21 protein-coding genes are annotated in these 19,570 nt (G+C 39.6%); 19 read left to right on the top strand and 2 right to left on the bottom strand.

Annotated elements, in window-relative coordinates; translation table 11 throughout:
* Positions 1–5 precede the first annotated feature (5 nt).
* From D9K81_RS11495 to pyrF, 16 genes are all read left to right on the top strand, one after another.
* The gene (locus tag D9K81_RS11495) at positions 6–779 is read left to right on the top strand and encodes a TatD family hydrolase (protein ID WP_120374737.1); all 774 of its coding nucleotides are present in this window, start codon (positions 6–8) and stop codon (positions 777–779) included.
* Between the two features lie 44 nt (positions 780–823).
* The gene (locus D9K81_RS11500) at positions 824–1,438 is read left to right on the top strand and encodes a TetR/AcrR family transcriptional regulator (RefSeq protein WP_120374738.1); all 615 of its coding nucleotides are present in this window, start codon (positions 824–826) and stop codon (positions 1,436–1,438) included.
* A gap of 9 nt (positions 1,439–1,447) precedes the next feature.
* Positions 1,448–2,002: a prepilin-type N-terminal cleavage/methylation domain-containing protein gene (locus D9K81_RS11505; protein WP_120374739.1), complete on the top strand. Its 555-nt coding sequence runs from the start codon at positions 1,448–1,450 to the stop codon at positions 2,000–2,002.
* The gene (gene gspI, locus D9K81_RS11510; RefSeq protein ID WP_120374740.1) at positions 1,992–2,372 is read left to right on the top strand and encodes a type II secretion system minor pseudopilin GspI; all 381 of its coding nucleotides are present in this window, start codon (positions 1,992–1,994) and stop codon (positions 2,370–2,372) included. The genes D9K81_RS11505 and gspI overlap by 11 nt, the downstream gene beginning before the upstream one ends.
* The gene (locus D9K81_RS11515; RefSeq protein WP_120374741.1) at positions 2,369–3,034 is read left to right on the top strand and encodes a type II secretion system protein GspJ; all 666 of its coding nucleotides are present in this window, start codon (positions 2,369–2,371) and stop codon (positions 3,032–3,034) included. Before gspI ends, D9K81_RS11515 begins: the two co-directional genes overlap by 4 nt.
* Positions 3,034–3,993 (top strand): type II secretion system minor pseudopilin GspK, encoded by a 960-nt coding sequence (gene gspK / locus D9K81_RS11520; protein WP_120374742.1) that lies wholly within the window; start codon positions 3,034–3,036, stop codon positions 3,991–3,993. Before D9K81_RS11515 ends, gspK begins: the two co-directional genes overlap by 1 nt.
* Positions 3,994–4,116: 123 nt before the next feature.
* Positions 4,117–4,713: a 6-pyruvoyl trahydropterin synthase family protein gene (locus tag D9K81_RS11525; RefSeq protein WP_120374743.1), complete on the top strand. Its 597-nt coding sequence runs from the start codon at positions 4,117–4,119 to the stop codon at positions 4,711–4,713.
* Positions 4,714–4,758: 45 nt separating this feature from the next.
* Positions 4,759–5,472, top strand: a complete 714-nt coding sequence (gene ung / locus D9K81_RS11530) for a uracil-DNA glycosylase (RefSeq protein WP_120374744.1) — start codon at positions 4,759–4,761, stop codon at positions 5,470–5,472.
* Positions 5,469–6,590 carry an enoyl-CoA hydratase/isomerase family protein gene (locus D9K81_RS11535; protein WP_120374745.1) on the top strand — a complete coding sequence of 374 codons (1,122 nt, stop codon included), beginning with the start codon at positions 5,469–5,471 and terminating at the stop codon, positions 6,588–6,590. Before ung ends, D9K81_RS11535 begins: the two co-directional genes overlap by 4 nt.
* 6 nt (positions 6,591–6,596) lie before the next feature.
* Positions 6,597–7,112 carry a tRNA adenosine(34) deaminase TadA gene (gene tadA / locus D9K81_RS11540; RefSeq protein WP_120374746.1) on the top strand — a complete coding sequence of 172 codons (516 nt, stop codon included), beginning with the start codon at positions 6,597–6,599 and terminating at the stop codon, positions 7,110–7,112.
* Between the two features lie 61 nt (positions 7,113–7,173).
* On the top strand, positions 7,174–7,605 hold the full coding sequence (locus D9K81_RS11545; RefSeq protein ID WP_120374747.1) for an SRPBCC family protein: 432 nt from the start codon (positions 7,174–7,176) through the stop codon (positions 7,603–7,605).
* 18 nt (positions 7,606–7,623) lie between these two features.
* Positions 7,624–8,307, top strand: coding sequence for a (d)CMP kinase (gene cmk, locus D9K81_RS11550; protein WP_120374832.1), 684 nt, complete (start codon positions 7,624–7,626; stop codon positions 8,305–8,307).
* A gap of 106 nt (positions 8,308–8,413) precedes the next feature.
* Entirely contained in the window at positions 8,414–10,090 is a 1,677-nt protein-coding gene (gene rpsA, locus D9K81_RS11555) for a 30S ribosomal protein S1 (RefSeq protein WP_120374748.1), read from the top strand.
* Between the two features lie 164 nt (positions 10,091–10,254).
* Positions 10,255–10,560 (top strand): integration host factor subunit beta, encoded by a 306-nt coding sequence (locus tag D9K81_RS11560; protein WP_120374749.1) that lies wholly within the window; start codon positions 10,255–10,257, stop codon positions 10,558–10,560.
* Between the two features lie 18 nt (positions 10,561–10,578).
* Positions 10,579–10,944, top strand: a complete 366-nt coding sequence (locus D9K81_RS11565; protein ID WP_106985792.1) for a lipopolysaccharide assembly protein LapA domain-containing protein — start codon at positions 10,579–10,581, stop codon at positions 10,942–10,944.
* 242 nt (positions 10,945–11,186) lie between these two features.
* Positions 11,187–11,867, top strand: coding sequence for an orotidine-5'-phosphate decarboxylase (gene pyrF / locus D9K81_RS11570; protein ID WP_120374750.1), 681 nt, complete (start codon positions 11,187–11,189; stop codon positions 11,865–11,867).
* Between the two features lie 114 nt (positions 11,868–11,981).
* Here pyrF and D9K81_RS11575 read toward each other — a convergent pair whose 3' ends face one another.
* Positions 11,982–12,890, bottom strand: coding sequence for a lysine exporter LysO family protein (locus tag D9K81_RS11575; protein WP_120374751.1), 909 nt, complete (start codon positions 12,888–12,890; stop codon positions 11,982–11,984).
* Between the two features lie 50 nt (positions 12,891–12,940).
* On the bottom strand, positions 12,941–14,446 hold the full coding sequence (locus D9K81_RS11580; RefSeq protein WP_120374752.1) for a flavin-containing monooxygenase: 1,506 nt from the start codon (positions 14,444–14,446) through the stop codon (positions 12,941–12,943).
* Between the two features lie 167 nt (positions 14,447–14,613).
* Between D9K81_RS11580 and D9K81_RS11585 the strand changes: the two genes are divergently transcribed.
* The 3 genes from D9K81_RS11585 (at position 14,614) to D9K81_RS11595 (ending at position 19,503) form a co-directional block, all read left to right on the top strand.
* Positions 14,614–15,621 (top strand): helix-turn-helix domain-containing protein, encoded by a 1,008-nt coding sequence (locus D9K81_RS11585; protein WP_120374753.1) that lies wholly within the window; start codon positions 14,614–14,616, stop codon positions 15,619–15,621.
* 84 nt (positions 15,622–15,705) lie between these two features.
* Positions 15,706–16,854, top strand: coding sequence for a cell division protein ZapE (zapE, locus tag D9K81_RS11590; RefSeq protein WP_120374754.1), 1,149 nt, complete (start codon positions 15,706–15,708; stop codon positions 16,852–16,854).
* A 486-nt stretch (positions 16,855–17,340) separates the two neighbouring features.
* Positions 17,341–19,503 carry a malate synthase G gene (locus D9K81_RS11595; RefSeq protein WP_120374755.1) on the top strand — a complete coding sequence of 721 codons (2,163 nt, stop codon included), beginning with the start codon at positions 17,341–17,343 and terminating at the stop codon, positions 19,501–19,503.
* Positions 19,504–19,570 lie beyond the last annotated feature (67 nt).

Consider the following 19,570-nt stretch of genomic DNA (forward strand, 5'->3'; position numbering starts at 1 on the left):
TCATTGTGTTTGTAGATACTCATTGTCATTTGATTATGTTGGATTTAAGCCCTTATGGTGGGGATTTAGATTTGGCATTGGCACAAGCCCGAGAAGCGGGTGTTTCAAAATTTATGAGTATATCTGTTGATTTGGACGATCACATTGAGCTGGCTAAAATTGCTGCCCGTCATGCAGATGTTGGCTATACCGTGGGTGTACATCCATGTGAAGAAGCTGAAACAATGGCTCGGGCAACCACAGAGTATTTGATAGAACTTGCACAACCTGAAAAAGTTTGGGCTTTAGGTGAAACAGGTCTCGATTATTACCACAGTACAGACTTAGTTGCAGAGCAAAAAGCATGTTTTGCTCGTCATATTCATGCCTCGCAAGCGGTAAATAAGCCAGTGGTGGTACATACACGTGCAGCTAAGCACGATACCGTAGATATTATCCGTGCTGAAAAATCGACACATGGTATTTTGCATTGCTTTACAGAAGATTGGGAAACAGCAAAAGCGGTATTAGATTGCGGTTATTATGTGTCTTTTTCAGGCATTATTTCGTTTAAAAATGCCCAAGATCTGCGTGATGTAGCCAAGCAAGTTCCACTTGATCGAGTGCTTATAGAAACAGATAGCCCATACTTAGCGCCTATGCCCTATAGAGGAAAGTCTAATGAGCCAAAGTATGTGCCTTATGTAGCCAAAGCACTAAGTGAAGTATATGATAAACCCGTTGAAGAGATTGCGCGTATAACGATGCAAAATTTCGAGAATCTCCTCAAACAAAAGTAAAAAATTGAATGATATAAGCGTATAAGAGAGTTAATAGGGTGAAGATGGATCGTCAAGCTCAATTTAGAGCAAGAGAAGCGTTAATTTTTCAAGTTGCAGAGCAATTGTTGCTTGAAAATGGTGAAGCAGGGATGACGCTAGATGCATTGGCGGCAGAACTGGATTTAGCAAAAGGCACTCTATATAAACACTTTCAAAGTAAAGATGAGTTGTATATGTTGCTCATTATTCGTAATGAGCGCATGTTGCTTGAAATGATCAAGGATACAGACAAACAATTCCCTGAACATTTAGCTTTCTTTATGCTTCATCATTTACATCACCCAGAACGGACAGTGCTCTTTCATCAAATTGAAGAGCGCTTATCAACAACAGGGGTAGGTATTCAGCATTTGTTTAATGAGCTTTATCAAGTTCGTAAACAACGCTTACGCTTAATTATTCGAATGACAGAAAGCTATTTAGAGTCAATTGAAAGTACTATGGTTGTACGTGATTACTTGGCTTCTATTTGGTCACTTACGCATGGTGCTGCTGCGATTTTAAACTCAAGCTTCTATCAGCGCTATCTTGGTTCAAGGGATACCTTAAGGGTGGCTTATATTGATCAAGCTTTGGCGTTGCCTAAGCTGACGCATGCTGTTCCACAATTTGCGTAAAGGCATGCTATGAATTTACCAAGACGATCATCTATCAAGGGTTTTACTTTAGTTGAGGTGATGGTCGTTATTGTGGTGATGGGTATTTTAGCCTCGATGATTCTGATGAACATTGGTGGTACTGATCAGCGTAAAGCCATGCAAGCCAGAGAAGTCTTTCTCATGGATATGCAAAAGATGCTGAGAGTTGCCAATGATCAATCTCGCATCTTGGCGCTAAACCCGCAAACTGCTACTGATGTGGCAAACTTTCAGTATAATATTGTCGAATATTTACCAGCTCAGCAGATGAGTGGGTCTTATAATCAAAACAATCAATGGAAAGACTATTCGGAATTTGAACCGCGCGTTTTGCCGGATCATGTGTCATTAAATATTCAAGCTTTAGATCATGCCTATCGTAATGCAAATAATTCAGAGCTATTAAAGCAAAGCGCACCTAAGCTCATTTGGTTAGGTAATGGTGAGGCTAAACCTGTTAGGGTGCAATTTTATTTAAATGACCAGCCGATTGGTTCAGAAATAGAAATAGACCATTTAGGTAAAATAGTTGATGAAAGCTAAAGGGTTTACTTTGCTAGAGGTGATGGTGGCGCTGGCGATATTTTCAGTTGCAGCTATTGCTTTAACCAATGTTGCACGACAATACACACAAGCCACTTCCAATGCTGTTTTAAGAACCAAAGCACAGTTTACTGCGCTCAATGAAATTGCCATGATGGAAATTAATCAAGAGTGGATGAGTGGAACGGCATCTAAGCAAGTGACGCAGCAAGGTGAAACGTGGCAAATCGATAAAAGTGCTCAAGCTACTATTAGCCCAAATGTGCAACGCGTTGATGTACATGTCAGCCTGGTAAATGCAGAAACTGGGCAGGTGGAATCGGGTGTGACCAATTTATTGTTCTTTAATCATCGGATTAAAAGCTCATGAAACAAAAAGAAACATGGGGATTTACTCTGGTCGAGTTGTTGGTCGCAATTGCTATTTTTGCCGTATTATCTGCGCTGGGTTGGAAAGTGTTTGATTATATTGCAAAAGTAAAAACTCAAAATGCGATGCATGAAAACAAATTGGGACAATTGCAAGAAAGTTACCAGCAGATATTAAGAGATACTGTACAAACTGTGCCTTTGACTGCAAATGTAGCGGGACAGGTGCAACCAGCGCTGACTCTACAAAATAATAAATTGGCTTTTAGCAAAACAGGGGTGACAGACCCGCTGAATCAAGGTGTAGCTGCGGATGAGCGAGTTGAATATGTTTATCGTCAGGATGAACAGAAGGTATATCGCTTAAAGTATCCAAATATTAATCAATCGGGTCGAGATCAGCCAGATAGCAGTGTTTTGTTAAGTGGTGTAGAGCAATATCAAATTAGCGTATTAAATCCTAATGAGCTCACCACTTGGCCAGATTCAGTGAGCGATTTAAGCAGTGATGCAGAAAAGCAACGCTTACCTCGAGGTATTAAGTTAAATTTAATCGTAAATGGCGTAAGCTATGAATGGATTTTTAGTTTATTAAATACTGACTTTTTAGAAGAAAAAAAATCCGTTAGCACTCCAGATGGTAACCAAGGAGTTTCATCTTAATGGATGTTCAGGTTACAACTCAAAAAGGTGTTGCTTTACTGACCATTTTAGTGATGGTGGCTTTAGCAACGATTTTGGCTGCGGGGATTGCCAAACAGCAAGCCAATACTGCAGAAAGCACCGCCTATTTAATGCGTCAAAATCAGTCTTTGTTATATGCAAAAAGCGCAGAAGCTTTTTTTTCTGAGTTGTTAAAAGATGATGCTGAAAATGCAGGACAGGTTGATCACTTACAAGAAAATTGGGCCAAACCTATGCCTGCTTTTCCTGTTGAAGATGGATTTGTGGCGGGTGTTTTAGAAGATGAGTCGGGTAAATTCAATCTCAATAGCTTGGTCAATAATGAAGGTCAAGTGAATGAGAATGCCAAAGCTTGGTTTGAGAAAATTTTGGTGCGAGCCGGTCTACCTGCGCAATTAAGTGAGGCGGTCATTGACTGGCAGGATGCGGACGATCAACCTTTAGGCTCAATGGGTGCAGAAGCAAGTTATTATCAAGGTTTGGCAAATGCATCATTACCACCGAATGCGAAATTTCATGATGTCGCAGAATTAAAGCAAATCCGTGGCTTTGAAGCAGGCAAAGATCAGCTGATTGCACCGTATGTAACAGCCATTCCAAACCATGATAGCAAGTTAAATATTAATACGGCTTCAGCTTTTATATTGGCCAGTTTAGATGAAAAGCTTGATATCAATGCAGTAAAAAATGCGATTGAAGAGCGACAGGCCAATTTAAAACATTTTGAAAGCGTTTCAGATTTATGGGTGCTATCGCCATTTTCTGAGGTTTCAGAAGAAAAGAAAAATGCAGTAAATAGCTTGCTGGGTGTGCAATCTGAAAGTTTTAAAGCAAAAATTCAGGTTGAATTAGGTGGACGAAAACGCCAATTTAGTTCACAAATGATGAGAAAAGACAAAGATGTATACGTGGCTTATCGAAGTATGGCACCATTTTAGTCAGTCGTGATCAGTTGGTGATGCATTTTGTCAATCATCATGAGCAGTAAAATTAATGCTCAAACATTTACTTTTGCTTTATAATTAGAGGTCATATAGAGATTTTTAATTGCATTACGGCACATGATAATTCGTAAGTTATTTAAGTTTGAAAATGCGCATATTGTGCGTAATTGCACATCAGATCGTTGTAAACGTTCCATTCATGGGCATAGTTATAAAGTAGAACTACTTTTAAAAGCATCCAAGCTGGATCATGGACAAATGGTCTATGATTTCGGGCTTTTAAAAGGCGTGATTAAAGATTTATATGATAGTTTTGATCATGCAATTTGCTATTGGAATCAAGACAGTAAAGAATATATTCAAGCATGTGAAACTTTTAGTGCACGTTGGGTGTCATTACCAGTATCTCCATCTGCTGAACAATTCTCACGTATTTTCTTTTATTTGGCGCAACAAGTTTTAGCATCTACAGAAACACAAAATGGTGAAGGTGATGTTGAAGTTTATTCGGTCATTGTTCATGAAACAGATACCGGATACGCGCAAAGCTTTTTAGAAGACATTCAGAATGACCAAATGGGTGCTTTAGATTTAGAGCAGATTGTATTTTCTGAGCAAATTCAAGCAGAATGGTCAAACCCAGAAATGTTTGAACAACTGAAACAAGGTCTTAAATTTCAAAATCCGCAGGTAGAGTTACAAGTTAAACTCTAATGCAGCATGGCAATGATATAAAGTAAAAAGGATTGGGTAACAAGTATGTCTTTTACAGAAGAGCAACAAGCGAAACTAAACAAAGTTCAGCTTGATGCGGGCTGGAAATATGGTCTAAGTGAATTTTTACTTAGTCCAAAAATGGATGAGCTAAAAGACTTTCTTGTGCAAGAAATTAAGGCAAAAAAAGTGGTTTATCCGCCAAATGCATTGATTTTTAATGCGCTAAATACGACACCTTTAGCAAATGTCAAAGTTGTAATTTTAGGGCAAGATCCATACCATGGTCCAAATCAAGCACATGGTTTAAGTTTTTCAGTGCAAAAGGGAGTGCCTCTGCCTCCATCTTTGCGCAATATTTATCATGAATTGCAAAGTGACTTAGGAATTACAGTGCCTAAGCACGGCGATCTGACACGTTGGGCAGAACAAGGTGTGTTATTGCTTAATAGTGTGTTAACTGTTGAAGCTGGTCAACCAACTTCACATCAAAAACGTGGCTGGGAAGATTTCACCGATCATGTGATTGATGTGTTAAATGAGCAGCGTGAACATGTTGTCTTTATTCTTTGGGGAGCGTATGCACAACGAAAAGGACAACGCATCGATCAAAACAAACATTTGGTGCTAAAAGCAGCGCATCCATCGCCATTGGCTGCAAACCGTGGTGGTTTTTTTGGTTGTAAAGTGTTCTCAAAATCTAATAATTATCTTAAACAACATGGCATTGAGCCTATTGATTGGCAGCTGGACGCATGACATATTCTCCCGTTTCAAAAAACTACCATTCGGACTTAATTGTAGAAGAAGCGAAAAACGGCTGGCGCATTGTTCGCCTGAACCGTCCGAAATCTTTACATGCTTTAGATGAGTCTATAGTGACTGCTTTACTTGAAGTTTTTGAAGACTTTCATAGTGATAGTAGTGTTAAAGCGATTTGGTTTGATTCTACAACGCCAAAAGCATTCTGTGCGGGTGGCGATGTACGTAAACTTCGTCAATTAGTGATTAATGATGAAGTGTCGACGGCAAATAAGTTTTTTGAACAAGAATATGCTTTAGATTTGCTATTGCATAACTATGCTAAACCTGTTTTGGTTTGGGGTGAAGGTTATGTTATGGGGGGGGGGTTAGGGCTATTTATGGCTGCACCATTCCGTTTAGTCACACCATATTCACGTTTAGCGATGCCTGAGATTAATATTGGTTTGTACCCAGATGTGGGTGCAACGCGATTCTTAGCAGACCGTGGTGCTGTAGGCCTATTTACAGGTTTAACAGGTTCTATTATGACTGCTGCAGGTGCTTATGGTATTGGTTGGGCAACGCATATCTGTGATGCACAACGCGATAATGTTTTAGACAAAGTTATTAACATCGATTGGGAACATTACCCTGCAGGTGATTTTAGAGCAATTGACGATACTTTAAATAGCATGCATCGCCCAGTCGGCCCAGGCCCATTACAAAACTCACTTGATGTGATTCAAAGCGTATGTCGTGGTGTGAATTTTGAGCATGATTATGAGGCTATTATTGGCCTTAGCGATGCGCGTAGTGATTGGTTGCGCCAAGCCAGTGAAAATTTGCAAAAAGGCTCACCAACAACAGCAGCATTAACTTGGTTGTTATGGCAGTGGGGTAAGCAGGTACGTTCATGGAATGAGGTATTTGAGCTCGAAACTGAAATTTCTAACTGGAAAATTAACCATCCAGATTTTGTTGAAGGTGTGCGTGCACGTTTGGTAGACAAGGACCTTTCTCCAGAATGGAAACAAGGTGCAGATATGTCATTGAAAGGCATTTTGGCAGATCAACCACCTGTGACGTCTAATGAAAGCTGGAATGCTTTATTAAAACACTATGGTGTTATTTAATTTCGCATGACTGAGTTTGAGCAATATAGTGATGAATATTGGATGCAGTTGGCCATCGCGCAAGCTGCATCTGCTGCAGAACAAGGTGAGATCCCCGTAGGCGCGATTATTGTGAGCCAGAATCAGATGATCGGTTCTGGATTTAATGCACCTATTGGTTTAAGTGATCCCACAGCACATGCTGAAATACAAGCCATTCGCCAAGCATGTGAACATATTAAAAACTACCGTTTGCCAGACGATGCAGTGCTCTATGTCACGCTAGAACCATGTACCATGTGTGTAGGTGCTTTGGTGCATGCACGTATACAGCGTGTTGTATATGGTGCGACAGAGCCCAAAGCCGGTTCGTTGGTGAGTGCGCGTCAATTGCTTGAAACAGGCTACTATAATCATATCTTTAGTTTTGAACAGAGCAATTTACACACGGCATGCTCAGCACAATTGAGTCAATTTTTTAAAATGCGCCGTGAGCAAAAAAAACAATTAAAACGACAAGAAAAAGTAAATCAGGAAGAATGATCATCACAAATCATGTAATATTAAATGACAATATAAATTGTCAAATAAAAAGGGTGTTTCCATGAATGCAATACAAATCAAAAAAGAATTTAATGCATCTGTAGATCAAGTATTTGAATTACTCTCTAAGCATGCCACATATAACGTTGCATTTGCGCCTATACAAGTCGTGCGCGTTAAAGATTCAGCAGATCCACAGCGACCAGATGGTGTGGGTTCAGTTCGTCGTTTAGGTCTAGGTCCAATTAAACCATTGCAAGAAGAAATCACGCTACTTGAGCCGAATCAACGCATTGAATATAAAATTATTAAAAATCCATTGGTCAAGCATCACTTGGGTGTAATTGAGTTTGAAGAGATTGCCACAGATAAAACTTTGGTGACATATACGATTGAATTACAAGCACGTGCACCGTTTGTGAGTAAATTAATTCTTGCACAGCTTAAATCAGCGATTAAACTTGGTTTTTCTAAACTCGCAAAAACTGTATAGGGAATGGCGGAAAAGGCAATGACAGTAAATATTATTACGATTGATGGGCCAAGTGGTTCGGGTAAAGGCACATTAGCAGCAAAACTGGCGTTGCACTACCAATATCATTTATTGGATTCAGGTGCATTGTATCGATTGCTAGGACTGTCATTGTTTAATAAAGGTTTGTTAGAAAAACTAGATACAGAGCTTGAAGCTTGCACCCAAATTGCAACAAATTTAGACATCGAGTTTGTCACTACTGAATCACGTATGACGGTACTGCTTGAGTCGGTAGATGTCACGCAAGAAATCAGAACAGAACGTGTAGGTGAATTTGCCTCAAAAGTTGCTGCAATTCCAGCACTTAGAACAGCGCTGTTGGCACGTCAACATGCTTTTGCTCAGGCGCCTGGTTTGGTCGCAGATGGTCGTGACATGGCTACTTCTATATTTCCACAGGCTCAAGCCAAGATATATTTGACAGCATCGGCTGAATCTCGTGCACAGCGTCGTGTAAAGCAGTTGCAGGGGATGGGGCTGGATGTTAAAATAAGCGACATTTTAGCTAATATCGTCGCACGCGATAAACGAGATATGGAGCGCACAGTCGCTCCACTCAAGCCTGCCGATGATGCTTATATCATTGATAGTTCTGAATTGAACATTGATGAGGTATTCAAGTTGATGACCACTTATGTGGATCAACAATTAGCAATTTAAAGAATTTTCAGCAGAAGCATAGCTTGATCAGTTCAATATGGACTATGTAGACGCTTAATTAAACCGGCCTTGTCTGATCCAAGACCGCTGACTTATCGGAAATATCATGACCGAATCTTTTGCAGCCCTCTTTGAAGAAAGCGAATTAAACCTCAACGTTGAAAAGGGTGCTGTCATCCAAGGCGTTGTAGTAAGCATCGACTCTGACTGGGTAACTGTTGACACTGGCCTTAAATCTGAAGGCGTTGTTGACCGTGCTGAGTTCTTAAATGAACAACGCGAACTTGAAGTTCAAGTTGGCGACACTGTTGATGTTGTTGTTGAAGCGCTTGACAACGGTATGGGTCAAACAGTTCTTTCACGCGAAAAAGCTAAACGCGCTGAAACTTGGACTAAACTTGAAAAAATCTTTGAAGACGGCGAAATCGTTACTGGTGTTATTTCTGGTAAGGTTAAAGGCGGTTTCACTGTTGACATCGGTCCAGTTCGTGCGTTCCTTCCAGGTTCTTTAGTTGATACTCGTCCTATCCGTGATACTACTCACTTAGAAGGCAAAGAGTTAGAATTCAAAGTAATCAAACTTGACGCTAAACGTAACAACGTTGTTGTTTCACGTCGTGCTGTTATGGAAGCTGAATCTTCAGCTGACCGTGAAGCTCTTCTTGCTCAGCTTGAAGAAGGTCAAACAGTTACTGGTACTATCAAGAACCTTACTGACTACGGCGCATTCGTTGACCTTGGCGGTATCGACGGTCTTCTTCACATCACTGATATGGCTTGGAAACGCATCAAGCACCCTTCAGAAGTTGTTGAAGTTGGTCAAGAAGTTACTGTTAAAGTACTTAAATTCGACCGCGAACGTAACCGCGTATCTTTAGGCCTTAAACAATTAGGCGAAGATCCATGGTTAGCGATCATGAGCCGTTACCCTAAAGGTTCAATCGTTAAAGCTCGCGTAACTAACCTTACTGACTACGGCTGTTTCGCAGAAATCGCTGAAGGCGTTGAAGGTCTAGTACACGTTTCTGAAATGGACCACACTAACAAAAACATCCACCCATCTAAAGTTGTTCAGATTGGTGACGAAGTTGATGTTATGGTTCTTGAAGTTGACGAAGAACGTCGTCGTATTTCTCTTGGTATCAAACAAACTCGTGCTAACCCATGGGAAGAGTTTGCTAAAAACCATGACAAAGGCGAAAAAGTTTCAGGTACTATCAAGTCTATCACTGACTTCGGTATCTTCATCGGTTTACCAGGCGGTATCGATGGTCTAGTTCACTTGTCTGACATTTCTTGGAACGAACAAGGCGAAGAAGCTATCCGTCGTTACAAGAAAGGTGACACAGTTGAAGCGGTTATCCTTTCAGTAGACGCTGAAGGCAACCGTATCAGCCTTGGCATCAAACAAATGAACAGCGATCCGTTCAACGATTTCTTAGCTGCTAACGAACGCGGTGCGCTTGTTAAAGGTACTGTAACTGCTGTTGACGCTCGTGGCGCAACTGTTAAGTTAGCTGACGAAGTTGAAGCGACTCTTAAAGCATCTGAAATCAACCGCGACCGCGTTGAAGATGCAACTAAGTTCCTTGAAGTTGGTCAAGAAGTTGAAGCTAAAATCATCAACGTAGATCGTAAATCTCGTTCTATCAACTTGTCTATCAAAGCGAAAGACGAAGCTGAAGAAAAAGAAGCAGTTGCTAACTTGAAAACAGTTGCAAACGGTCAAGACAATGGTCCTAAGACTATTGGTGATTTGATCAAAGCTCAAATGGGCAACTAAGTAAGTGCTTGAATTGTATAGTTGATGTAAATTAACTCATACTTTTTATACAATTACTGTAAACGGTAGCGTAGTAATCTATTATTGCGCTACCGTTTTGTATTTAAACAGGTTATTATCAGCCTATAGATTCCCAAGTAGCTTGATAATTAAAGAGGTCGCAGATGACTACGGAAGCACTTAATAAGTCTGACTTAATAGAGCGTATTTCTCTTAAAAACCCGCACTTAGCAGAACCGCTGGTTGAAGAGGCCGTTAAAATTATGATTGATCAGATGATAGAAGCTTTATCAACTGATAATCGTATTGAAATTCGTGGCTTTGGCAGTTTTGCATTGCATCACCGTGAACCACGTGTAGGCCGTAACCCAAAAACGGGCAGATCGGTTGAGGTTGCAGCAAAAGCTGTTCCGCACTTTAAACCTGGTAAAGCTTTACGTGATGCGGTAAACGAATCCGCAAACCAATAATTCTATCCGGGGGTGTTTATGCGTTATGTCTTGGCTATTTTATTAATTCTGCTGTTCGGATATTCTTTATTCTTAGTACTACAGAATAGTACAGAACTTAGTGTTGACCTTCTGTTTACACAAGTTCCAGCAATGCGTTTAGGTCTGCTGTTATTGCTGACTTTGGCATTGGGTATTGTTCTTGGATTATTGCTAGGGGTTCAAATCTTCCGAGTATTCCAAAACAGTTGGGAAATTAAACGCCTGCGTAAAGACATAGATCGCCTACGTAAAGAACAGATTCAAACGGCGCAATTGGCTGCTGCGGAAGCTGCGTCAGTGACACGTCATGAAAAAACTGTGATGGATATTCATCCAGATGATCGACCGTCAAGCCCGTTATGATCTTGCTGATTTGGTTGAAATAGTTGTTTAACCAATCAGATTGAAGAAACAGACTTAATAATTTTTAGAGCGCTCTGAGTGTAAATTAGAGCGCTTTTTTTATGTTTTAGCTTTGTGTGATGTAAAATTATTAAAAGAACACTATATAAAGTTAGATAATCGAAGTTTTTACGCTTGGTTGCACAATTAGAATGCCTTTATAATGTCCTTTCTTTTGTCTTAATCAAAAAAAGGGTAGTCTCTTGAGTATCATTGTTGCCTTAGATGCTAAAAGCCAATATGACGCATTAACGATTGCTGAACAATTAGATCCAGCACTGTGTCGATTAAAAGTTGGTAAAGAGTTATTTACCCATGAGGGTCCAAGTGTAGTCAAAGCTTTGCATGACAAAGGCTTTGAAGTTTTTCTTGATTTAAAATTCCATGATATTCCAAATACAACAGCACAAGCGGTATGTGCGGCTGCCGATATGGGTGTATGGATGGTCAACGTTCACGCATCTGGTGGTCGTAAGATGATGGAAACTTGTGTAGAGCGCTTAAAAGCAGGGAACTACCAAACACAATTGATCGCTGTGACTGTACTTACTTCGATGGGCCGTGAAGATTTGGCAGATTTGGGTTTAGATATTGAACCATTTGAGCATGTTAAACGTTTAGCCAAACTGACGAAAGAAAGTGGTTTGGATGGTGTGGTTTGCTCAGCTCAAGAAGCAAAAATGTTACGTGAAAGCCTAGGGATAGATTTTGCATTGGTTACACCAGGTATTCGTCCAGCAGGCTCAAATGCAGATGATCAAAAACGTATTGTTACGCCACATCAGGCGATGTTGGATGGTTCTACTCATTTAGTGATTGGTCGTCCAATTACGCAATCAGCTAATCCCTCTCAAACTTTAAAAGATATTTTAGCAACATTGTAATCATTTATATTATTTAATTCTTTCCCAAGACAGAGGATTTAAATAGTGTAAAAATCAATAAGTCCTTTCTTCTGGAGAGAGGACTTAGCTCTATACGTTGAATAAATATAAAAATTAAATTGCCGCCAATACACTTACTAAAATTGGCGCAAGCACTGACAAAATAAAACCACTCACCATCGCATGTGGAATAAAGTCATTACCACAGGCTTGTTTGACCATGGGCAGGGTTACATCCATAGCGGTTGCACCAGCAGAAGAGATGGCAGAACGTGGATAGCGCCATCCAATCAAATACATAAATAGAATTGCGAAGATTTCTCTAAATAAATCATTGATTAGTGCAATACTGCCAAGTTGTGCATTTCTTAATTCAGTGACCACAATGCCTGACATGGAATAGAAACCATAACCTTGTGAGAGCATAATGAGATCTTTTAAGCTGAGTGATGAAGAAAAGTATGAGATTGCTACAGCCCCAATGAGTGAGCCAATAATGCAAGCTAAGGGTACAAGCAATATTTTCCAGTTGAGCCAAGATCGATCAAGTGGTGAATAAGCTAGATCTAATCCAATTAAGAACATAAAGACTAAAAGTAAATGCCAGGTGCTGACATGTAATTGCACATCAATATAATTAAATAATTCAGCAACGGCATAGCCTAAGGCAAGAGCAAAAAAAGCATAGCTAATATTGAGTAATGAACTTAATAATAGCTCAGTCGATACTTTGCCTTGCGTGGGTTGATAACCAATTGCTTTAAACAGAACATAACAACAAATAAATGCGCCAAGTGAAGTTGCAAAGGCAATACTTACGGCACTGCTAATAATGAGTTGCGGATTGCTAATTTGATGTAAGGTTTGTGAAAATTCAATCGCAATGGCAATCAGCAAAATATAGGTAAAATAGGGAAGAATTTTAAAGCCAATCTTTTCAATATTTTGTGGTAAGCGACGTGCGAGTACAAAGCCTAGAAATAGACAAAATAACAGTTGGAAAATCAACCAAAGGGATTGCATAACAAAAACAGCAGGTGATGGAACACCTGCCTAGTATGACAGTTTAAGATTTAAGCTGCTTGGTTTTGTTGTTGTAATAGTCGGTAGTCGGCAGGATTCAGTGTTTTGGTCTGAAGCCAATATTTCCATGTATAGGTGGGCCAAAGTGCAAAGTTTTTACCCCCATCTTGTTGATACCAACTCACACAACCAGATTGCCATACCGTACCTTTCAGCTGTTCTTGAACATGATCATTAAATTCATCTTGAACATGATCTTTAATCACAATGGCATTGCTATGAGTTTTGCTGACCAATTTGATCATTTGTAAAATATAATTGACCTGAGCTTCAATCATGAAGATCACTGAATTATGCCCCAGTACAGTGTTCGGACCGAGCAGTTGAAATAAATTTGGAAAGCCTTTGGTACAAATACCTAAATAACTTTCGGCACCATCTTTCCATGCTTCACTAAGTGCTAAGCCATTTTGGCCAATACACTGAAATGATTTCATATAAATGCGTGGGTCGGTGATAAAGCCTGTGCCATAAATTAAACAATCGATTGGGCGTTTTTGGCCATCTTGGGTAATAATGCTGTCTTCAGTTATTTCTTGAATAGCCGTTGTGATGAGTTCTACATTTTGACGATTAAACGTAGGGAAATATTTATTAGAAATTAAAATACGTTTACAGCCCATCACAAAATTAGGAGTTAATTGGCTCGCGGTAGTTTTATCTTTAATTTGATAGCGAATAAATGCTTCAGCAAGTTTTTGGCCATATTTCATTATTTTAGGCTTAACGATAGGCATCACACGTGATTCATTGCTCCAATATAAGCGTGCACGATGTAGTTTTCTAAACCATTCATATTTGCTAAATAAAGTTTGATCAAGCTGATTATATTGTCTTTCATCCCGTGGAATGACCCAAGCAGCTGTGCGTTGGAATACATACAGTTGTTTAGTCTGCGGGGCAATTTCAGGAATATATTGTATTGCGCTACCACCTGTACCAATAGATGCAACATTTTTACCGTGTAAATCGTATTCATGATCCCATTGAGATGAATGGAATACTTTACCTTTAAATTTTTCTATGCCTGTAATATGTGGAATTTGCGGTACGTGCAGTGGGCCAGATGCAAAAATTAGATATTGTGCTGTTAGCTGACGTTCTTTATTTAAACTTAATTGCCATTCACAGTGTTCTTCATTGTAATGTGCGCCTAATACTTCGCAGTCTAGCTCTGTATATTTTTTCAGTTGAAATTCTTGGATTAAACTTTGAATGTAGGTAAATATTTCAGGGGCTTCGGCATAGCGTTTAGACCAATCCTTTTTGGGTGCAAAAGACAGTGAATACATGTGTGATTGCACATCACAAGCAGCGCCTGGATATTGGTTTTCACGCCAAGTCCCACCAAAATCTGTGGCTTTTTCTAAAATGACAAAGTCTTGGATATTATTTTGTAAAAGTCGAATGGCCATCGCAATACCACCAAAGCCTCCACCAATAATAGCGACTTTAGTACGGTTATTTAGCGTGTTTTGGATATTGCTCGCTTGCATCTTGTTTTGCCCTTATTTTGCTTATGGCATTAGAGTACCGTATTCATTCCAATAGAAGAAATGATTGTCATGACAGGAAAATTGATCAAAACGGCAATTTGCAAACCCTAAAAATTATAGTAAAACAAACATGAATTAAATTTTTCTATGTTTATTACTGGGTGTCTATGAAGCGATCTGTTCTCAGCCTTATGTACTTAATCCAAGGCATGCGTAAGGCAGGCATAGATGTGGATCAGAAACTCCAAACTATTGGACTGCGTATTGATGCGCTCGATCCAACCTCAGTCATTCATCCAAGCCTAGAATGGGACGTGTTGAAAGTCATTGGGCATGATGTGCCACCAGAGCAAGGCATGTTCATTGGTCAGCATTATGCCTTGGCAGGCTATGGTCCACTGCTCATGCTATTGGTGACTAGTCCGAATATTCGAACTGTACTTGAGCAGGGCATGCGCTTTCAACAATTAACCCACTTAACAGGCCAATTGGGTTTGGATTTTAGAGAGCACCAAGCGGCATTATGTTATCGACCACAAAATATCAACAGTCCTTTAGGTTTGTTGTTGGCACAATCTGAAATATCAGGGACATACAAATTTATTCGGGATTTGTACAAAATGATGGGTTTGGCTTCACCGCAAATCCAAATTGAATTGCCGTTTGACCAACCTACAGATGCACAGCAATTACAGGTGTATCATGAATATTATGGCCAGCAGGTCATCTTTGGTGCGCCATTTGCATCATTTTGGTTTGAACAGTCAGTATTGGATGTCAAAATTCCATCTGCTGATGCTATCACTTTTAATTTATACGAAGCGAAATGTATTGCTGAGTTAAACCGTCTAAATGCAGATGAGGCTGTACCCTCATTAATCCAAAGAGTGCAAGATTATTTAGAGTTGCAAACGGGTGCGATGCCAACAATGGCTGAGACAGCACAAGCGCTGAATTTACCAGAGCGAACTTTAAGGCATCAGTTGCAACAACTTGGGAGTAGTTATAAGCAAATCCGTGAAGATATTATTAAAGACAAAGCACTACGCTTAATTGAATACAATGAATATTCAATAGAAATGATTGCGGAACTTTTGGGATATTCGGAGCCAGCGGCGTTTAATCACGCATTTAAAAGATGGTTTGGTCAAAGTCCAAGACAATACTTAAAATAGCCTAAGTATGTTTATCCCAAAGTGTTATATATTCAAGTTTAATCTTCGCTATAATTTAAATAGCCCAAAATAGTATTTAGAGTTATGTCAGACATTCAAGCACAGCATAGTACAGCATTTACCCCAATTTCACCGGCAGAGCGATATGCTGAAGTTTTGGCATCAGGCCAATTCCTACCGGATGAAGCACAGGCGCAAGCTGTGCATGAATTAGATCGTGTATGGCAGGAACTGATTCAACGCTTTAAAGCATCTAAAAAGGCCTTTCGTCGTTTCCGTCGCCAAACTGCACCACAAGGTGTGTATATGTGGGGAGGTGTTGGTCGTGGTAAAACATGGTTGATGGATCAATTTTATGAATCGATTCCATTTCGCCGAAAAACTCGTATGCATTTTCATCACTTTATGCAACATGTGCATCGTGAATTGAATAAATTGTCGGGGCAACGTAACCCGCTCGATTTAGTTGCAGATCAAATTTATAAAGAAGCGGTTGTTATTTGTTTTGATGAGTTTTTTGTATCAAACGTGACAGATGCCATGATCTTAAGCGATTTGTTCCAAAAGCTTTTTGCGCGCGGTATTACGTTAGTAGCAACGTCAAATATTGCACCAGATGGCTTATATAAAAATGGTATTCACCGCGACCGCTTTATTCCAACCATTGAATTGGTTAAAAAGAACTGTGTGGTTTTGAATGTAGATGCAGGCGTGGATTATCGTTTGCGTGTACTAAAGCAAGCACAGTTGTTTAAAACACCGCTCACGCATGAAAATAAACTTTGGATGGCAAAACGTTTTAGTGCTTTGACTCAAGGTCAAACGCAGTCACAAGAGCCAATTATTATTAATAAGCGTATTGTAGAAACTATTGGCCATACAGAAGATGTACTTTGGTGTGAATATTCAGAACTTTGTTTAAAACCGCGTAGTCCAGCAGACTTTATTGAAATTGCCAATGTGTATAACACTGTGTTGGTGAGTAATGTGCCACACATGACTGATTATTTATCCGAAGGCACACGCCGTTTTATTTACTTGGTGGACGAATTTTATGACCGCGGTGTTAAATTATTATTAACTTCTGAAGACTCGATTATTGATATCTATCAAGGCGAGAAACTGGCATTTGAAATTGAACGTACACGTTCTCGCTTATTAGAAATGCAATCAGATGATTATCTAAATGCAGCGCATCGCCAAATTAGTGCGCCAGCAGGTATGGAATTATAATTGGCTGTAAAGTGAAATGTTCAGCATAAAATGATGAGTTTTAAGCAAATATAATGTGTATTTTCTAATCAAGAATGTTTGCAAAATCGAGATCATTTGAGTGAAATACACCAATTGAACACAGTGAAAGAAGCGCCATTTATGGGCGCTTTTTTTATTTAAAAGTGACTGTGTATTTTATCGACATTTTTGTTGTTTCATGGCTTAATCAGTCTTGAATATGACTAAATTAGTGTTATTTGTATATTTTTAAATCAAAAGTCTGCACTTAAGTCTAATTTCGACATAACAAAAACTTTATACACTGTAAAAGAGCATTCAAGCTGATGATGTTGCATTGCTGATCAGATGTTTAAGCAAGGAAATGAGGGTTTTAACTTGCTAAAAAATGATCACTATTTAGTAATGTGATAGTGCTATTCAGCTAAGTATAAATGGGTATACTGGAATCTCTTGTTATAAAAAGTAGCAATATCAGGAAAGACAATGACTGCACGTATTCAAAAAGGCAAGTTAGCGATTGCTAAAGAACTTTACGATTTCATCGAAAATGAAGCGCTTCCAGGTTCTGGTTTAGACAGCGATACATATTGGAAAAACTTCGAACAAGTCGTTGTCGATCTTAGCCCAAAGAACAAAGCACTACTGGCTAAGCGTGACGACCTTCAAGCTAAAATTGATGAATGGCACCGCAACAACAAATTTGAACTTGGAGCTTACAAAGCTTTCTTAACTGAAATTGGCTACTTATTACCAGAAGTAGAAGATTTCAACATCAGCACAGAAAATGTAGACGAAGAAATCGCATTATTGGCTGGTTCTCAATTGGTTGTACCTGTACGTAATGCTCGTTACTGCCTAAATGCAGCTAATGCTCGTTGGGGTTCTTTGTACGACGCACTATACGGTTTCGACGTGATCTCTGAAGAAGGTGGCGCGGAAAAAGGTAAGGGCTATAACCCTGTACGTGGCGAGAAAGTAATTGCATTTGCTAAGAATTTCTTAAATGAAACTTTCCCACTTGCAAATGGCTCACATGCAGATGTAACAAAATATGCAGTTGAAGCTAAAAAATTAGTTGTGACGTTAAAAGACGGTTCAACTACGACTTTAGCAAAAGAAGCACAATTTGTTGGTTTTAATGGTGAAGAAGCCGCACCAACTGAAATTGTATTGCTGAACAATGGCCTACATGTGATCGTTGAAATTGATGCGACGAGCCCAATTGGTCAAGCAGATCCTGCTGGCGTAAAAGACCTTGTACTTGAAGCGGCTGTAACTACGATTCAAGACTTGGAAGACTCTATTGCAGCAGTAGATGCTGAAGAGAAAGTTGAAGGCTACCGTAACTGGTTAGGCTTAATGAAAGGTACACTTTCTGAGTCTATCGAGAAAAATGGTAAGACCATTACACGTACTTTAAATAAAGACCGTACGCATAAAAACTTAATTGGCGGTGAAACGAAGCTTCATGGTCGTTCATTAATGCTTCTTCGTAACGTTGGTCACTTGATGACAAACCCTGCGATCCTTGTAGATGGTGCTGAAATCTACGAAGGTATTATGGATGCATTAATTACGCCATTGCTTACTTTTGCTGACATTAAAGGCGAAAACGAAAACAAGAACTCTCGTAAAGGTTCTATGTATATCGTGAAGCCAAAAATGCACGGTCCAGAAGAAGTCGCTTTTGCTGTTGAATTGTTTGAGCGTTCAGAGCAAGCACTTGGCTTACCAGCGAAAACCTTAAAAATCGGTATTATGGATGAAGAACGTCGTACATCTGTAAATTTGAAGAACTGTATTGCGCAAGCGAAAGATCGCACAATCTTTATTAATACAGGTTTCATGGACCGTACAGGTGACGAAATTCATACCTTTATGGAAGCGGGTCCATTCGTTCGTAAAGGCGAAGTAAAGTCTCAAATCTGGTTCCCAGCTTATGAAAACCGTAACGTGATGATTGGTCTTCAAGCGGGCTTACGTGGTAAAGCACAGATTGGTAAAGGCATGTGGCCAAAACCAGATATGTTGCTTGATATGTACAAAACGAAGATTGAGCATCCTGAAGCTGGCGCAAGCTGTGCATGGGTTCCATCTCCATCTGGTGCCGTGATTCACGCGATTCACTACCACCAATGCAACGTTTCAAACCGTCAGCAAGAGCTTCTTAAAACTGAAGCATTGTCTTTAGATGACTTGTTAACACCGCCTTTAGCGACGGATACAAATTGGTCTGAAGAAGACAAAATCAAAGAGCTTGAAAATAATCTTCAAGGTATCTTGGGTTATGTAGTACGTTGGGTAGACTTGGGTGTAGGTTGTTCTAAAGTTCCAGATATCAACAACGTTGGTTTAATGGAAGACCGTGCAACTTTACGTATTTCTTCTCAGCACGTTGCGAACTGGTTACGTCACGGTATCGTAACGAAAGTGCAAGTTGAAGAAGTGATGCAACGAATGGCGAAAATCGTAGATGAACAAAATGCGAATGACCCTGCGTACACTGCAATGGCACCTGGTTTTGATGGTTTTGCTTATCAAGCTGCTTATGACTTGGTGTTCAAAGGCGCAGAACAACCATCGGGCTACACAGAGCCATTGCTTCATGCATACCGTTTGAAGCTAAAAGGTTATACTGGTGATTAATCATTCATCAATTTGATTAAAAAAGCCTCTTCGGAGGCTTTTTTCATGTATAAATAAAAGTAAATAG

The sequence above is a fragment of the Acinetobacter chengduensis genome (assembly GCF_003664645.1).
GTDB lineage: Bacteria > Pseudomonadota > Gammaproteobacteria > Pseudomonadales > Moraxellaceae > Acinetobacter > Acinetobacter chengduensis.

What these genes read in the sequence shown, in the direction of transcription:
- gspK (WP_120374742.1), top strand. Translation starts at nt 3,034, where the DNA reads ATGGATGTTCAGGTTACAACTCAAAAAGGTGTTGCTTTACTGACCATT.
- D9K81_RS11545 (WP_120374747.1), top strand. Translation starts at nt 7,174, where the DNA reads ATGAATGCAATACAAATCAAAAAAGAATTTAATGCATCTGTAGATCAA.
- gspI (WP_120374740.1), top strand. Translation starts at nt 1,992, where the DNA reads ATGAAAGCTAAAGGGTTTACTTTGCTAGAGGTGATGGTGGCGCTGGCG.
- rpsA (WP_120374748.1), top strand. Translation starts at nt 8,414, where the DNA reads ATGACCGAATCTTTTGCAGCCCTCTTTGAAGAAAGCGAATTAAACCTC.
- D9K81_RS11535 (WP_120374745.1), top strand. Translation starts at nt 5,469, where the DNA reads ATGACATATTCTCCCGTTTCAAAAAACTACCATTCGGACTTAATTGTA.
- D9K81_RS11575 (WP_120374751.1), bottom strand. Translation starts at nt 12,890, where the DNA reads ATGCAATCCCTTTGGTTGATTTTCCAACTGTTATTTTGTCTATTTCTA.
- D9K81_RS11505 (WP_120374739.1), top strand. Translation starts at nt 1,448, where the DNA reads ATGAATTTACCAAGACGATCATCTATCAAGGGTTTTACTTTAGTTGAG.
- D9K81_RS11560 (WP_120374749.1), top strand. Translation starts at nt 10,255, where the DNA reads ATGACTACGGAAGCACTTAATAAGTCTGACTTAATAGAGCGTATTTCT.
- D9K81_RS11515 (WP_120374741.1), top strand. Translation starts at nt 2,369, where the DNA reads ATGAAACAAAAAGAAACATGGGGATTTACTCTGGTCGAGTTGTTGGTC.
- D9K81_RS11580 (WP_120374752.1), bottom strand. Translation starts at nt 14,446, where the DNA reads ATGCAAGCGAGCAATATCCAAAACACGCTAAATAACCGTACTAAAGTC.
- cmk (WP_120374832.1), top strand. Translation starts at nt 7,624, where the DNA reads ATGACAGTAAATATTATTACGATTGATGGGCCAAGTGGTTCGGGTAAA.
- zapE (WP_120374754.1), top strand. Translation starts at nt 15,706, where the DNA reads ATGTCAGACATTCAAGCACAGCATAGTACAGCATTTACCCCAATTTCA.
- D9K81_RS11565 (WP_106985792.1), top strand. Translation starts at nt 10,579, where the DNA reads ATGCGTTATGTCTTGGCTATTTTATTAATTCTGCTGTTCGGATATTCT.
- tadA (WP_120374746.1), top strand. Translation starts at nt 6,597, where the DNA reads ATGACTGAGTTTGAGCAATATAGTGATGAATATTGGATGCAGTTGGCC.
- D9K81_RS11585 (WP_120374753.1), top strand. Translation starts at nt 14,614, where the DNA reads ATGAAGCGATCTGTTCTCAGCCTTATGTACTTAATCCAAGGCATGCGT.
- D9K81_RS11595 (WP_120374755.1), top strand. Translation starts at nt 17,341, where the DNA reads ATGACTGCACGTATTCAAAAAGGCAAGTTAGCGATTGCTAAAGAACTT.
- D9K81_RS11500 (WP_120374738.1), top strand. Translation starts at nt 824, where the DNA reads ATGGATCGTCAAGCTCAATTTAGAGCAAGAGAAGCGTTAATTTTTCAA.
- D9K81_RS11525 (WP_120374743.1), top strand. Translation starts at nt 4,117, where the DNA reads ATGATAATTCGTAAGTTATTTAAGTTTGAAAATGCGCATATTGTGCGT.
- ung (WP_120374744.1), top strand. Translation starts at nt 4,759, where the DNA reads ATGTCTTTTACAGAAGAGCAACAAGCGAAACTAAACAAAGTTCAGCTT.